Source organism: Streptomyces sp. RG80, assembly GCF_040446465.1.
Classification (GTDB): Bacteria; Actinomycetota; Actinomycetes; order Streptomycetales; family Streptomycetaceae; genus Streptomyces.
Genome location: NZ_JBEAAJ010000010.1, coordinates 436,438 through 451,272 on the forward strand (window position 1 = coordinate 436,438; position 14,835 = coordinate 451,272).

The 14,835-nt window shown below is 70.4% G+C and carries 12 protein-coding genes; all 12 read right to left on the minus strand.

Annotated features, from left to right (window positions below; all coding sequences use genetic code 11):
- Positions 1-4: 4 nt before the first annotated feature.
- The 12 genes from pgeF to rsmH all read right to left on the minus strand — a co-directional run bounded on the left by pgeF (position 5) and on the right by rsmH (position 14,630).
- Positions 5-742 carry a peptidoglycan editing factor PgeF gene (gene pgeF, locus ABKA17_RS34340; protein WP_353696230.1) on the minus strand — a complete coding sequence of 246 codons (738 nt, stop codon included), beginning with the start codon at positions 740-742 and terminating at the stop codon, positions 5-7.
- Positions 739-1,938 (minus strand): cell division protein FtsZ, encoded by a 1,200-nt coding sequence (ftsZ, locus tag ABKA17_RS34345; RefSeq protein WP_353696231.1) that lies wholly within the window; start codon positions 1,936-1,938, stop codon positions 739-741. The genes pgeF and ftsZ overlap by 4 nt, the downstream gene beginning before the upstream one ends.
- Before the next feature lie 277 nt (positions 1,939-2,215).
- Complete coding sequence (locus tag ABKA17_RS34350) at positions 2,216-3,010, minus strand: cell division protein FtsQ/DivIB (protein WP_353696232.1); 795 nt, start codon at positions 3,008-3,010, stop codon at positions 2,216-2,218.
- Positions 3,011-3,035: 25 nt separating this feature from the next.
- Entirely contained in the window at positions 3,036-4,133 is a 1,098-nt protein-coding gene (gene murG, locus ABKA17_RS34355; RefSeq protein ID WP_353696233.1) for an undecaprenyldiphospho-muramoylpentapeptide beta-N-acetylglucosaminyltransferase, read from the minus strand.
- A 6-nt stretch (positions 4,134-4,139) separates the two neighbouring features.
- Positions 4,140-5,492: a putative lipid II flippase FtsW gene (ftsW, locus tag ABKA17_RS34360; RefSeq protein WP_353696234.1), complete on the minus strand. Its 1,353-nt coding sequence runs from the start codon at positions 5,490-5,492 to the stop codon at positions 4,140-4,142.
- A 20-nt stretch (positions 5,493-5,512) separates the two neighbouring features.
- Positions 5,513-6,955 carry a UDP-N-acetylmuramoyl-L-alanine--D-glutamate ligase gene (gene murD, locus ABKA17_RS34365; protein ID WP_353696235.1) on the minus strand — a complete coding sequence of 481 codons (1,443 nt, stop codon included), beginning with the start codon at positions 6,953-6,955 and terminating at the stop codon, positions 5,513-5,515.
- Complete coding sequence (mraY, locus tag ABKA17_RS34370) at positions 6,937-8,010, minus strand: phospho-N-acetylmuramoyl-pentapeptide-transferase (RefSeq protein ID WP_353696236.1); 1,074 nt, start codon at positions 8,008-8,010, stop codon at positions 6,937-6,939. The genes murD and mraY overlap by 19 nt, the downstream gene beginning before the upstream one ends.
- Positions 8,007-9,407: a UDP-N-acetylmuramoyl-tripeptide--D-alanyl-D-alanine ligase gene (locus tag ABKA17_RS34375; protein WP_353696237.1), complete on the minus strand. Its 1,401-nt coding sequence runs from the start codon at positions 9,405-9,407 to the stop codon at positions 8,007-8,009. Before ABKA17_RS34375 ends, mraY begins: the two co-directional genes overlap by 4 nt.
- A gap of 4 nt (positions 9,408-9,411) precedes the next feature.
- Positions 9,412-10,932 carry a UDP-N-acetylmuramoyl-L-alanyl-D-glutamate--2,6-diaminopimelate ligase gene (locus ABKA17_RS34380; protein WP_353696238.1) on the minus strand — a complete coding sequence of 507 codons (1,521 nt, stop codon included), beginning with the start codon at positions 10,930-10,932 and terminating at the stop codon, positions 9,412-9,414.
- 174 nt (positions 10,933-11,106) lie between these two features.
- Positions 11,107-13,071: a peptidoglycan D,D-transpeptidase FtsI family protein gene (locus ABKA17_RS34385; protein ID WP_353696239.1), complete on the minus strand. Its 1,965-nt coding sequence runs from the start codon at positions 13,069-13,071 to the stop codon at positions 11,107-11,109.
- A 5-nt stretch (positions 13,072-13,076) separates the two neighbouring features.
- Positions 13,077-13,613: a cell division protein FtsL gene (gene ftsL / locus ABKA17_RS34390; protein WP_353696240.1), complete on the minus strand. Its 537-nt coding sequence runs from the start codon at positions 13,611-13,613 to the stop codon at positions 13,077-13,079.
- 60 nt (positions 13,614-13,673) lie between these two features.
- Positions 13,674-14,630 carry a 16S rRNA (cytosine(1402)-N(4))-methyltransferase RsmH gene (gene rsmH / locus ABKA17_RS34395; protein ID WP_353696241.1) on the minus strand — a complete coding sequence of 319 codons (957 nt, stop codon included), beginning with the start codon at positions 14,628-14,630 and terminating at the stop codon, positions 13,674-13,676.
- Between the last annotated feature and the right edge of the window lie 205 nt (positions 14,631-14,835).

A 14,835-nucleotide genomic window follows, 5' to 3' on the forward strand; every position in this document is an offset into this window, starting at 1 on the left:
TCTCTCAGTCCAACCAGACATATCCCGCGAGTCGCCCTGTCGTGCGATCGCGGCGGTAGGAGAAGTGGTCACCCGACTCGAGCGTGCACACCGGCGACTGCTCCCGGTCGCTCACCCCGAGCCGTTCGAGCTGCGCGTGCACTCCGGCGGTCACGTCCACCGCGGGTGTGCCCCAGCTCGTCTCGGCGTACGCCGCCGGCTCGATCGCGGCGACGTCGGCGCGCATCCCCTCCGGCACTTCGTAGCACCGGCCGCACACGGCGGGTCCGGTGCGGGCGACGATCCGGGCGGGCTCGGCGCCGAGCTCGGTCATGGCCCGTACGGCGGCGGGGACGACCCCGGCGATCATGCCGGGCCGACCGGCGTGGGCCGCGGCGACGACTCCGGCGACCGGGTCGGCGAGCAGAACGGGCGTGCAGTCGGCGGTGAGAACTGCGAGGGCGAGACCCCGCTCGGCGGTGACGACCGCGTCGACCTCCGGCACCGGCCGGTCCCCCCACGGCGCGGAGACCACCTGGACGTCCGCCCCGTGCACCTGGTTCATCCAGACCACCCGCGCCGGGTCGAGCCCCAGCGACTTGGCGGCCAGTTCACGATTGGCGCGTACGGCGTCGGCGTCGTCGCCCACCGCCCCGCCGAGGTTGAGCTCCTCGTACGGAACGGCGCTCACCCCGCCCCACCTGTCGGTGAAGGCGAAGTGCGCGCCGCTCACAGTGCTCGTTGCGGAGCGCTGTCCTATCACTTCAGGAAGTCCGGCACGTCCAGTTCCTCGGCCGCGCTGTCGGAGTAGGTCCGCGACGGCGGGACCGGCGGGGCGACCGGGAGGTCGGCCACCGGCTCGGGCGCGGGCTCCGGCTCCTCCTTCGGCGTGACGCTGCCGAGCGAGCCGAAGGACGGGCGGGACTCGGTCTGCCGTACCGGAGTGGGCTCCTCGCGGCGGGGCGAGGACGACGAGGCGGAGCCGAGGACGTTGTCCCGGCGGGCCGGCGGCTGGCCACCGTCGAAGCCGGCGGCGATGACCGTGACCCGGACCTCGTCGCCGAGGGCGTCGTCGATGACCGCGCCGAAGATGATGTTGGCCTCGGGGTGCGCGGCCTCGCTGACCAGCTGGGCGGCCTCGTTGATCTCGAACAGACCGAGGTCGGAGCCGCCGGAGATGGAGAGCAGCACACCGCGGGCGCCGTCGATGGACGCCTCGAGGAGCGGCGAGGAGATCGCCATCTCGGCCGCGGCCACCGCGCGGTCGTCGCCGCGGGCCGAGCCGATGCCCATGAGGGCCGAACCGGCCTCGGACATGACCGACTTGACGTCGGCGAAGTCGAGGTTGATCAGACCGGGCGTGGTGATGAGGTCGGTGATGCCCTGGACACCGGAGAGCAGGACCTGGTCGGCCGACTTGAAGGCGTCCAGCACCGAGACCTGGCGGTCCGAGATGGACAGCAGCCGGTCGTTGGGGATGACGATGAGGGTGTCGACCTCTTCGCGGAGTTCCGCGATGCCGTCCTCGGCCTGGTTGGCGCGGCGCCGTCCTTCGAAGGTGAAGGGGCGGGTGACCACGCCGATGGTGAGGGCGCCGAGGTTGCGGGCGATGTTGGCCACGACGGGTGCGCCGCCGGTACCGGTGCCGCCGCCTTCGCCGGCCGTCACGAAGACCATGTCGGCCCCCTTGAGGACCTCCTCGATCTCCTCGCGGTGGTCCTCGGCGGCCTTGCGTCCGACGGCCGGGTTGGCGCCGGCGCCGAGTCCGCGGGTGAGTTCACGGCCGACGTCGAGCTTGACGTCGGCGTCGCTCATCAACAGCGCCTGAGCGTCGGTGTTGATGGCGATGAACTCGACGCCCTTGAGACCGACCTCGATCATCCGGTTGATGGCATTGACACCACCGCCGCCGACACCGATGACTTTGATGACTGCGAGGTAGTTCTGCGGTGCTGCCACGTCGAAGGCCTCTCGCCTCGAGTTACGTGTCGTCGTATCGCGGGTCATGCGATGCGACGACGGATGCCGAATGGGACGGTCCATAGCGCCGACCCGAACCCTAACGTTGAAGTTTAGGATTACCAGTGTGTCTGTTCCCTGGAGTCTTCTGAACAGGACACTAAGTCGACAAGTGGCGCACGTTCAACGAACACGCCGAACCTCCCGTTTTTCTTTTCACCCTATGTGATCAGCCGTAGCGGTAGCCAACCAGGGTGCTGGCCTGCGCTGATGTACGTCAACTCCCTGATGACGCAGGGGCGGTGGGAACCGAGACGTCGAAGTGCCGCGCATCCGGCGCCGCTTTCATGAGAGCGCTGAGCGTACGGGCCTTCGCGGCCCCCTTCTCGCCACTCCCCCACGCGACGGTCCGCCCGTCGCCCAACTCCAGCGAGATGTCGTCGTACGAACGCACCTTGACGGTACGGGTGCTCTTCGCGACGGCGGCCGGAATGGCACCCGCGACCCGCACCGCCTCGCGCACGAGCCGGTCCTCGCCGAAGCGGCGCAGGCTCGCGGCGGCGGAGCCCGAGTCGGAAGCCGTCAATTCCAGTGCGGGAACGCCTTTCGGGGCCTGGGAAACCGTGGCAAAACGGACGCCTTCTTCGTCCACTTCGACAAACTTTCCGCCCTTTTCGACAATCAGAACCGGAGTCCGCTCGACCACTTTCAGGCCGATTCCATGCGGCCAGGAGCGGACCACGTCAACCGAGTCAATTCGGGGCAATTTCCGGAGCAACCGCGACTCAATGGCATCGGTGTCGACGGAAATCAGTGGCGATCCGACCGGCACATCGGCGGCCTCCCGCACCTGCGCGGGCGTCAGGACACCGGTTCCGGAGACCGATACGCGCTCCACGCGCAGCCATTGCGAGCCGTACAGGGCCCAGACACCGCCCGCGGCGAGCAGGACCAGCGCGACGGCGAGAATGATGATCGTACGGAGTTGAGGCGCCCTCAGACGGCGGACAGGGGGCGGGCCGGACGACTCCTGCTGGCGTTCACCGCGCTCGGCGGTCGTCGTTCCGGCCACGCTGCCTGCCCTTCGTCACATGTGCCTAGCGGTGTGCACGATTGGCGGAGATCGCCTCGTACACCATGCCGACGAGCAGTTCGTCGGCGTCCCGACGGCCGAACTCGGCGGCGGCGCGGGACATCTGGTACAGCCGGTGCGGGTCGGCGAGCACGGGCAGGACCTGCTGCTGGATCCACTCGGGGGTCAGCTCCGCGTCGTCGACCAGCAGACCACCGCCGGCCTTGACCACCGGCTGGGCGTTGAGCCGCTGTTCGCCGTTGCCGATGGGCAGCGGGACGTAGGCGGCCGGGAGTCCGACGGCGGAGAGCTCGGCGACGGTCATCGCGCCCGCGCGGCAGAGCATCATGTCGGCCGCGGCGTACGCGAGGTCCATCCGGTCCACGTACGGTACCGGGATGTACGGGGGCATCCCCGGCATCTGGTGCACCTGCGGCAGTTCGTTCTTCGGGCCGACCGCGTGCAGGATCTGGATGCCGGCCTGCTGGAGCCAGGGAGCCACCTGCTGGACGACCTCGTTGAGGCGGCGGGCGCCCTGGGAGCCGCCGGAGACCAGGAGGGTCGGCAGGTTGGGGTCGAGGCCGAACATCGCGCGGGCCTCGGGACGGGCGGCGGCCCGGTCGAGGGTGGCGATGGTCCGGCGCAGCGGGATGCCGATGTAGCGGGCGTCGCGCAGCTTGCTGTCCGGGGTGGAGACGGCGACCCTGGCGGCGTACCGCGAGCCGATCTTGTTGGCGAGGCCGGGGCGGGCGTTGGCCTCGTGGATCACGATCGGCACGCCGAGACGCTTGGCGGCGAGGTAGCCGGGCAGGGCCACGTAACCGCCGAAGCCGACGACGGCGTCCGCCTTGGTGCGCTCCAGGATCTGCTCGGCGGCCTTGATGGTGCCGCGCAGCCGGCCCGGGACGGTGATCAGCTCGGGGGTGGGCTTGCGTGGCAGCGGTACCGCCGGGATCAGCGCGAGCTCGTAGCCCCGCTGCGGGACGAGCGTGGTCTCCAGGCCGCGCTCCGTGCCGAGGGCCGTGATCCCCACGGATGGGTCCTGCCTGCGCAGGGCGTCCGCGAGGGCGAGCGCGGGCTCGATGTGGCCGGCGGTCCCCCCACCGGCGAGTACGACATGCACCGAAATTCACCGCTCTCCGGACGAGCGCGCCGCCGAGGCACGCCGTCGCATCGTGTTCCATCTCCGAGGCCCCGAGGGTCCCCCGGCACCCCGCTTTCTACCAAAGCGGGGTTGCCGCAGGGAAAGCGCCGCCCGCGCAGCGGGATCGTCACGCGCGAACGCGATCAGCAGCCCGATGGCGAACATGGTCGGCAGCAGGGCGGATCCTCCGTAGGAGAACAGCGGGAGGGGGACGCCGGCGATCGGCAGCAGGCCGAGCACCGCACCGATGTTGATCACCGCCTGCGCGGTGATCCAGGTGGTCACGCCTCCCGCGGCATACCTGACGAAGGGGTCCTCCGTACGACCGGCCACGCGGATACCCGCATAGCCTAGAGCCGCGAAGAGGGCGAGCACCGACAGCGTCCCCGCCAGACCCAGTTCCTCCCCGGTGACGGCGAAGATGAAGTCCGTGTGCGCTTCCGGGAGTTGCCCCCATTTTTCCACACTCGCCCCGAGCCCGGAACCGAAGATTCCACCGGAGGCGAGGGCGTAGATCCCGTGCACCGCCTGCCAGCAGGCGTCGCCCGGGCCGGGGTCGGTGGCGCCGATGCACTGGAGCCGGGCCATCCGGTTGGGGCTGGTCTTGATGAGGATCACGCCGATCGCGGCGGCGACCGACAGCACCCCGACGAACAGCCGGGTCGGCGCCCCCGCGAGCCACAGAAGGCCGAAAAGGATCGCTGTGAGAATGATCGCGGTGCCCATGTCACCGCCGAGCATGATCAGCCCCAGCAGCATGAAGGCGACCGGGACGAGCGGCACCAGCATGTGCTTCCACTGGGTCAGCAGCTTCTTGTCCTGCTTGCGGGCCAGCAGATCGGCGCCCCACAGCACCAGGGCGAGCTTGCCGAACTCGCTGGGCTGGATCTGGAAGGAGCCGCCGAGCGCGATCCAGTTCTGGTTGCCGTTGACCGCCATCCCTATCCCGGGCACCTGCACCAGCGCCATCAGGAAGACGGCGCCCGCGAGGATCGGGTAGGCCAGCGCCCGGTGCAGCTTCACCGGCATCCGCGAGGCGACCAGCAGCAGCGCGGCGCCGATCACGGCGGCGAGGAGCTGCTTGCGGAAGAAGTACGAGCCCGGCAGCGACATCTGCAGGGCCTTGATCTGGGAGGCCGAGTAGACCATCACCAGACCCAGCACCGTGATCAGCAGACTGCCGCCGAGGATCAGGTAGTACGCCGTCAGCGGCCGGTCCCAGGCCTTACGCGCGCGCGTGTAGAGCCGTAGGACGGGATTCTGGCGCACTGTCCGGGAAGCGGCCGGACGTCTGACGGCCCGCTGCACGGGCGGTCGGCCGGTACGGCTGCTGGGCATCAGAGCCTCCGCTACGTCGGTCAGGAGCCGAGTTCGCGAACCGCCTCCGCGAACGCGTCACCGCGCTTGTTGTAGTTGGTGAACATGTCCATGGAGGCGCAGGCCGGGGCCAGCAGCACCGTGTCGCCGGGCCGAGCCAGCCGCTTCGCCTCCGTCACCGCCTGGAGCATCGCCCCAGTGTCGGTCCGGTCGAGGTCGACGACGGGTACTTCCGGGGCGTGTCGCGCGAGGGCTTCGCGGATCAGGGCCCGGTCGGCGCCGATCAGAACCGCGCCACGAAGTCGCTTCGCCGACTTGGCGACCAGTTCGTCGAAGGTGGCGCCCTTGGCGAGGCCGCCCGCGATCCACACGATCGACTCGTACGCCGCCAACGAGGCTTCCGCCGCGTGGGTGTTGGTGGCCTTGGAGTCGTCGACGTACGCCACGCCGTCCACGTCGGCCACGTGCGCGATCCGGTGGGCGTCCGGGGTGAACGCCCGCAGACCGTCGCGTACGGCCTTGGCGGGCACCCCGAAGGCGCGGGCGAGGGCCGCCGCGGCAAGGGCGTTGGCGATGTTGTGCGGGGCCGGCGGGTCGACGTCGGAGATCTCGGCGAGCTCCTGGGCGTTCTTCTGCCGGTTCTCGACGAAGGCGCGGTCGACCAGGATGCCGTCCACGACGCCGAGTTGGGACGGGCCGGGGGCGCCGAGGGTGAAGCCGATGGCCCGGCAGCCCTCCTCGACGTCCGCCTCGCGCACCAGGTCCTCGGTGGCCTTGTCGGCCACGTTGTAGACACAGGCGACGCGATTGCCCTCGTAGACACGGCCCTTGTCGCGCGCGTACGCCTCCATGGAGCCGTGCCAGTCGAGGTGGTCCGGCGCGAGGTTCAGGACGGCGGCGGAGTGGGCGCGCAGGGAGGGCGCCCAGTGCAACTGGTAGCTCGACAACTCCACGGCGAGGATGTCGTAGCGCTCCTCGCCGAGCACCGCGTCCAGCAGCGAGACGCCGATGTTGCCGACGGCGGCCGTGCGCAGGCCCGCCGCCTTCAGGATGGACGCCAGCATCTGGGTGGTCGTGGTCTTGCCGTTGGTGCCCGTGATGGCGAGCCAGGGGGCTGCTTTTCTACCGTCCAGCCCGCGCAGCCGCCAGGCGAGCTCCACGTCGCCCCAGATCTCGACGCCGGCCTCGCGCGCCGCCGTGAACAGCGGCTTGTCGGGCTTCCAGCCGGGTGCGGTGACGATGAGTTCGGTGCCCTCGGGCAGGGTGGCGCCGTCGCCGAGGCGGACGGTGACGCCGAGCGCCTCCAGTTCGGCGGCCTGCTCACGCGCGCGTGCGTCGTCGCCGTCGTTGACGACCGTGACGACGGCTCCACGCGCGTGCAGCACCTTGGCCGCCGGGATGCCGGAGACGCCGAGTCCGGCGACGGTGACGTGCTTGCCCTGCCAGTCAAGGAGCTCCGAGGAGGTCACTTTTCTGCTGCCCATCCCGCGTAGAAGAGACCCAGGCCGACGATCACGCAGATGCCCTGAATGATCCAGAAACGGACCACCACGAGCACTTCGGACCAGCCCTTGAGTTCGAAGTGGTGCTGGAGCGGTGCCATCCGGAAGACGCGTTTGCCGGTGAGCTTGAAGGAGCCGACCTGGATGACGACCGACATGGTGATGAGGACGAACAGACCGCCCATGATGGCGACGAGCAGCTCGGTGCGGGAGCAGATCGCCAGGCCCGTGAGGACACCGCCGAGGGCGAGCGAACCGGTGTCGCCCATGAAGATCTTCGCCGGCGAGGTGTTCCACCACAGGAAGCCGAGGCAGGCACCCATCAGGGCCGAGGCGATGACCGCCAGGTCGAGGGGATCTCGTACCTCGTAACAGGCGTTCGGGTTGGTCAGGGTGCCCGCGTTGGCGCAGGACTCCTGGAACTGCCAGACACCGATGAAGGTGTAGGCGCCGAAGACGAGCACGGAGGCGCCGGTGGCCAGGCCGTCCAGACCGTCGGTCAGGTTCACGCCGTTCGACATCGCGAGGATCATGAACAGCGCCCAGATCACGAACAGCACCGGGCCGATCTTCCAGCCGAAGTCCGTGATGAACGACAGCTTGTCGGAGGCCGGGGTGTTGTTGCGGGCGTCCGGGAACATCAGGGCGAGCACCGCGAAGCTGATGCCGACGATCAGCTGACCGGCCATCTTGGCCTTGGCCCGCAGACCGAGCGAGCGCCGCTTGACGATCTTGATGTAGTCGTCGAGGAAGCCCACCAGGCCCATGCCGACCATCAGGCCGAGCACCAGCAGACCCGAGTAGGTCGGGGGGAAGCCGGTGATGAGCTTGGACAGGAAGTAGGCGGCGACCGTCGCGAAGATGAAGGCGATACCGCCCATCGTCGGCGTACCGCGCTTGCTGGCGTGCTCGCGCGGGCCGTCGTCGCGGATGTACTGGCCGTAGCCCTTGCGGGCCAGCAGCTTGATCAGCAGCGGGGTGCCGACCAGGGTCAGGAACAGACCAATGACGCCTGCGAACAGGATCTGCTTCATCATCGGGCGGCAACCTCACCCTCGGCGCCGAGCAGCGCCGCGGCGACACTCTCCAGGCCGACCGAACGGGACGCCTTCACGAGAACGACGTCTCCCGGGCGCAGCTGACTGCGCAACAGGTCGACCGCCGCCTGTGCGTCGGACACGTGCACCGACTCCTCACCCCACGAACCCTCGTTATATGCGCCCAGTTGCAGCCAGGACGCTTCCCTGCCCCCGACCGCGACGAGCTTGCCGACATTGAGCCGGACGGCGAGCCGTCCGACCGCGTCGTGCTCGGCGAGCGCCTCGTCCCCGAGCTCGGCCATCTTGCCGAGCACCGCCCAGGTCCGCCGCCCCTTGCCCATGGCCGCGAGCGCGCGCAAAGCCGCTCGCATGGACTCGGGGTTCGCGTTGTAGGCGTCGTTGACGACCGTCACGCCGTCCGGGCGCTCGGTGACCTCCATCCGCCAGCGGGAGAGGGAGCCCGCCTCGGAGAGCGCGGTGGCGATCTCTTCCGCGGACATGCCCAGCTCATGGGCGACGGCGGCCGCTGCGAGCGCGTTCGACACGTGGTGCTCACCGTACAGGCGCATGGTCACGTCGCTTGCACCGGAGGGTGTGCGAAGCCTGAAGGAGGGCTGTCCGCTGTCCGTGAGTCTGACGTTCTCGGCTCGTACGTCCGCTTCGTCGGACTCTCCGAAAAGGATCACCTTCGCCTTCGTACGGGCTGCCATGGCCCGTACGAGCGGGTCGTCCGCGTTGAGGACGGCCGTGCCGTCTTCCGGAAGGGACTCCACCAGTTCGCCCTTGGCCTGCGCGATCTGCTCCCGGCCGCCGAACTCGCCGATGTGCGCGGTGCCGACGTTGAGGACGAGGCCAATCCTCGGGGGCGTCAGATCCGCGAGGTAGCGGATGTGGCCGATGCCGCGGGCGCCCATCTCCAGGACGAGGAACCTGGTCTCGTCCGTGGCGCTGAGGGCGGTCAGCGGCAGCCCGATCTCGTTGTTGAGCGAGCCCGGGGTCCACACCGTCGGCGCCTTGCGCTGGAGCACCTGGGCGATCAGGTCCTTGGTGCTGGTCTTGCCCGCGGAGCCGGTGAGGGCCACCAGGGTCGCGCCGAGCCGTCGTACGACGTGCCGGGCGAGGGCGCCGAGCGCCGACTGCACGTCCTCGACGACGATCGCGGGCACGCCGACGGGGCGCGACGCCAGTACGGCGACCGCGCCCGCCTCGACGACCTGCGCCGCGAAGTCGTGGCCGTCGACGCGCTCGCCGGCGAAGGCGACGAAGAGGCTGCCGGACTCCACCTCTCTGGAGTCCCGGACGACGGATCCGGTGACCTGGACGGACGGATCCGGTATGTCGTGTGTCTGCCCGCCGACGACTGAGGCGATCTCGGCGAGAGAGAGGGCGATCACAAGTTCATCCCTGGGTCTTCTGAATGGCTTCTCGAAGCACCTGGCGGTCGTCGAAGGGACGGACCACTCCGGCGATGTCCTGGCCCTGTTCGTGACCCTTGCCGGCGACCAGCACGGTGTCCCCCGGCCGGGCGCGGGCGACGGCGGCGGCGATCGCGGCGGCCCGGTCCTCGAAGACCTGGACCTCGCCGCGCTCGTGTGCTGGTACGGACGCCGCGCCCTCGAGCATGGTTGCAAGGATCGCGAGGGGGTCCTCGGAGCGGGGGTTGTCGGAGGTCAGTACGGCGGTGTCGGCGAGCCGGGCCGCGGCGGCGCCCATCGGGGCCCGCTTGGTCCTGTCGCGGTCCCCGCCGCAGCCGAGCACGATGTGCAGCCTGCCCTCGGTGACCTTGCGCAGGGCGCGCAGGACCGATTCGACGGCGTCGGTCTTGTGGGCGTAGTCCACGACCGCGAGATACGGCTGCCCGGCGTCCACCCGCTCCAGGCGCCCCGGCACGCCCGGCACCGCGGCGATGCCGTCGGCGGCGCTCTGCGCGTCGAGGCCCGCGACGGCGAGGGCGGTGATCGCGGCGAGGGTGTTGGCCACGTTGAAGGGCCCGGCGATCGGCGACCTGGCGGTGATCCGCTCGCCCTTGGGGCCGATCACCGTGAACGTGGAGTCCATCGGGCCGACCTGGACGTCCTCGGCACGCCAGTCGGCGTCGGGATGGCCCTCGGCGGAGAAGGTGACGATCGGTACGCCGGCCTCCTTGACCAGCCTGCGGCCGTACTCGTCGTCGAGGTTGACGATGCCGAGCCTGCTGCGTTTCGCCGTGAACAGCTGCGCCTTCGCCTGGAAGTAGTCCTCCATGTCGGAGTGGAACTCCATGTGCTCCGGGCTCAGGTTGTTGAACACCGCGATGTCGAAGACGGTGCCGTCGACGCGGCCGAGCACCAGCGCATGGCTGGAGACCTCCATCGCGACCGCCTCGACGCCGCGTTCGCGCATGACCGCGAACAGGGCCTGGAGATCGGTGGCTTCGGGGGTGGTGCGCTCGGACTTGATGCGCTCGTCGCCGATCCGCATCTCGACGGTCCCGATGAGACCGGTGCTGCGGGCGGTCTTCAGACCACCCTCCACCAGATACGCGGTGGTGGTCTTCCCGGACGTACCGGTGATGCCGATCTGGAGCAGATCGCGGCCCGGGCGGCCGTAGATGGTGGCCGCGAGTTCGCCCATCCGCGCGCGCGGATCGTCCACGACCAGGACCGGCAGCCCCGTCGCCGCGGCGCGGTCGGCGCCGGTCGGGTCGGTCAGCACGGCGACCGCGCCGAGGCCGGTGGCCTGGGTGGCGAAGTCCGCCCCGTGCAGTCGGGCGCCCGGGAGGGCGGCGTACAGGTCGCCGGGGCGGACGGCGCGCGAGTCATGGGTGATGCCCGTGACCTCCGCGCCGCTTTCGGGCTGTACGACACCCAGTTGGTCGGCGAGTTCCGCGAGGGGTGTGGCGGAGACCTGAACCGGCCTGGGCGGCCCCGGATATGTCACGGGATGGCCCTTCTGGGTGGTTTGGGACTGATCAGCGTGTGGCACGGCGGTGAGCGTACCGGGCGGACCCGCTTCGGAGCGAAGCGAGGGCGTGGGCGCGCCCTGGTTCCCGGAATCGGGAGTGATCGTTGTCACGAGCTGGTTCCTGGGTGGTTCCGTGCTGAGGCGTGCAGGTCAGGGTTTGAAGGTGACGGGGAGGCTGGCGGGCTTGGCACCGGTCGGCGGGACCTGGAGGGACTTCAGTGCGAACTCCATGACCTGCTTGTAGACCGGTCCGCAGATCTGGCCGCCGAAGTAGCTGCCCTTGGTGGCGTTCTGGATGGCGCAGTAGACGGTGACACGGGGTTTGTCGGCGGGCGCGAACCCGGCGAACGACGAGGTGTAGCCGCGGTACTTGCCGGTGGCCGGATCCACGCGGTTGGCCGTACCCGTCTTGCCCGCGACCCGGTAGCCGGGGATACGCGCCTTGGCGCCGGTGCCCTCCCGGTCGTCCACCACCGACTCCAGCATCCGGGCGAGGGTCTTCGCCGTCTTCTCGCTGATCACCCGGTTCCTGTCAGGCTTTGCGGCGGGGGTGAAGCGTCCGTCGGGTCCCTGGGTGCCGCGGACCAGCGTGGGCTCGACGCGGACCCCGCCGTTGGCGATGGTCGAGTAGACGGAGGCGGCCTGCATCGCGTTGAGGGAGACGCCCTGGCCGAAAGGAATCGTGTACTGCTGCGAGGTCGACCAGTCCTGCGGCGCCGCGAGGATGCCCTTGGTCTCGCCGGGGAAGCCGAGGCCGCTGTAGCTGCCCAGGCCGAACTTGCGCAGATACGAGTAGAGGACCTTGTTGGCCTGCGCCTGCGTCTTGCCGAGCTGGCCGGTCGCCAGGATGGTGCCGATGTTGCTGGACTTGGCGAGCACGCCGTTGAGCGTGAGATACCAGGTCTCGTGGTCGATGTCGTCCTGGAAGAGCCGGTCGCCGCGGTGCAGCCGGTTGGGCACGACGACCTGCGTCAGCGGCGTCGCGACCTTCTCCTCCAGCACGGCCGCCATCGACATGACCTTGGCGGTGGAGCCGGGCTCGTAGGCGTCCTCCAGGGCCCAGTTGTGCAGGGTGCTCGGGTCGGCCTGGGAGAGGTCGCCCGGGTCGAAGCCGGGCGAGTTGGCCATGGCGAGGATCTCGCCGGTCTGCGTGTCCTGCACTATCACGTAGCCGCGGTCCGCCTTGGACTTCTTCACCTGCTCGCTGATGGCGTCCTGCGCGGCCCACTGGATGTCGCGGTCGATGGTGAGCTCGACGTCGCTGCCGGGCACCGCGGGGGTCTCGGTGGAGCCCGCGGTGGGGACCTGACGGCCGCCGGACTGGGCGTAACGGATCTTGCCGTCCTTGCCGGTCAGCAGGGTGTTCAGCTCCTGCTCGACCCCGCCGCCGCCCTTGCCGTCGGCGTTGACCCAACCCAGTATCCCGGCGGCGAGGTCGCCGTTGGGGTACACGCGCTTGCTGGTGGCGACCGCGAAGACACCGGCGAGGACGTTGACGGTGGTCTTGTCGTCGCTCGCCTTCGCGGCCAGCGCGCTCTTGAGGTCCTTGATCTGCTTCCAGACCTGCGGTGTCTGCCGGCCGGCGAGCTTGACGTACTGCCCCTTGGTCCGCAGCTTCTCGGTCAGGTCCGCCTGGTCCTGGCCGAGGATCGGCGCGAGGAGCGCGGCCGCCTGCTCGGGACCGTCGGTGATCTTCAGCTGCTTCTTGGCGAAGAGCGTGGGGTCGGCCGTGATGTCGTACGCGTCCACGCTGGTCGCCAGGGCCACACCGGAGCGGTCGGTGATCTGGCCGCGCTCGGCGGCCAGGGTGTAGCCGACGTACCGGTTCTGCTCGGCCTTGGCGGCGTAGGTGCTCGCGTCGACGGCCTGGACCTGGAGCAGCCGTACGGCGAAGGCGACCAGTACGAGGGTCAGGGCGAGGCTGACCATGCGGAGCCGGGGCCGGGGGCTGCCGAGCCGGATGATGCGCGGGCCCGCGGGGCGGGGCGCGGCGGGGCGGCGGGCCGGGCGGACGCCGGGTCCGGGGCCGGCGCCGGGCCTGGGGCGGCGTCGGGCGTCGGGGGCGGGCCTGGCGGGGCCGGGTACGCGGCGGCGCGGCGGTTCCCTGTCGGACACTTCCGTCACCTGCCGGGGGTCGGGGTCGCGGAGGACGGGGCGGTGGAGGGGGTGGGCATGGGGCTGTTCGCGGGAGCGTCCGTGGGGGTGGCCGTGGGGGTCGGGGTCACCGAGGGCGCCACCAGGGGCACCATCGCCTCGGGCGGCCGTACGTACTCTGTCGAGGACCGCTCGGCCGCGGCTCCCGGGACGCCCTTGACGGTGCCGTCGGGGTCCAGGAAGGCGGGGTCGCCGCCGGGGACCATGCCGAGCTCGCGGGCGCGGCGCTGGAGGGCGTCGGGGGCGGAGTAGGAGTCGATGTCCCGCTGGAGCGCCTGCTCCTGGTCGGTGAGGCTCTTCGTCTCCTTCTGGAGGTCGTCGAGCTTGAACGACCCTTCGGAGAGCGCGGAGTTCAGCACGAGGAGCCCGATGAGGCCACCGCCGAGGAGCAGCACGACGAGCAGGACGAACGGGGTGCGGGCCGCCTGTCCGCGGCCCCCCGCCGCCGGGAAGAGCCGCGCGAGACGGGCGGCCCGCCCTTTCAGTTCGGGTTTCCTACTCACTCCACCTCCAGTGAGTCCGGTTTCCCAACTCGCTCACGCGCCCCGGCCCTCTCGTCTCCGTCATTCCAGCGCCTCCCTGATGCGCTCGGCGCCGCGCAACCGCGCGGGGGCCGCCCGTCGGTTCTCGGCGACCTCTTCCTCCGTGGGAAGTTCGGCACCGCGCGTGAGCAGCTTGAGTCGTGGCTGGTACTGCTCGGGGACGACCGGCAGTCCGGGGGGCGCGGTGTTGGCGGCACCGGCCGCGAACACCTGCTTGACCAGGCGGTCCTCGAGCGAGTGGTACGACAGCACGGCGACCCGCCCGCCCACCGCGATCGCGTCCACGGCGGCCGGGATCGCCCGTTCCAGGACGGCGAGTTCACCGTTGACCTCGATGCGCAGCGCCTGGAAGGTGCGCTTGGCCGGGTTGCCGCCGGTGCGCTTGGCGGCCTGCGGCAGGGAGTCACGGATCAGCTCGACCAGCCGCGCGCTGTTGGAGAACGGCTCCTTGTCGCGCTCGCGCACGATCGCGGAGACGATCCGCTTGGCCTGCTTCTCCTCGCCGTACGCGCGCAGGATCCGGACCAGTTCGCCCGCCGGGTAGGTGTTGAGGACCTCGGCGGCGCTGATGCCGGTCGTCTGGTCCATGCGCATGTCCAGCGGGGCGTCCTGGGCGTAGGCGAACCCGCGGTCGGCCTCGTCGAGCTGCATGGAGGAGACACCGAGGTCGAAGAGGACACCCTGGACACGCGGGACGCCGAGTCGGTCCAGGACCTCCGGGAGCTCGTCGTACACCGCGTGGACGAGGGTGGCGCGCTCTCCGAACGGCGCGAGGCGCTCGCCGGACAGCCGCAGGGCCTCCTTGTCGCGGTCCAGGGCGACGAGCCGGGCCTCGGGGAACTGCTGGAGAAGGGCCTCGCTGTGGCCGCCGAGGCCGAGGGTGCAGTCGACGACGACCGCTCCGGGGGCCTGGAGGGCGGGGGCCAACATGTCCAGGCACCGCTGGAGCATCACCGGGACGTGTCGACTCTGGCTCAAGGGGCCCTCTCAGGTCCGGCGGGGCCGTACGCACCGCCGGGTCCCCGCCCTCCCCCGTCGAACCGGGGAACCCCCGATGGAGGGGAGGCCCGCCGGCGCCGGAAGCGTCAGCCGACCGGGAGCGGGGGGAGGCCGAGCCGTACGTGCGCGCCGCGCACGTGGGGGAGATTCCGGTGGCTTGGCCGGCGTCTCCCGGGGAAGTCAG

Coding starts and splice junctions, on each gene's coding strand:
- mraY (WP_353696236.1), bottom strand. CDS start 8,010: ATGATGAAGCAGATCCTGTTCGCAGGCGTCATTGGTCTGTTCCTGACC.
- murD (WP_353696235.1), bottom strand. CDS start 6,955: ATGGGCAGCAGAAAAGTGACCTCCTCGGAGCTCCTTGACTGGCAGGGC.
- ftsW (WP_353696234.1), bottom strand. CDS start 5,492: ATGCCCAGCAGCCGTACCGGCCGACCGCCCGTGCAGCGGGCCGTCAGA.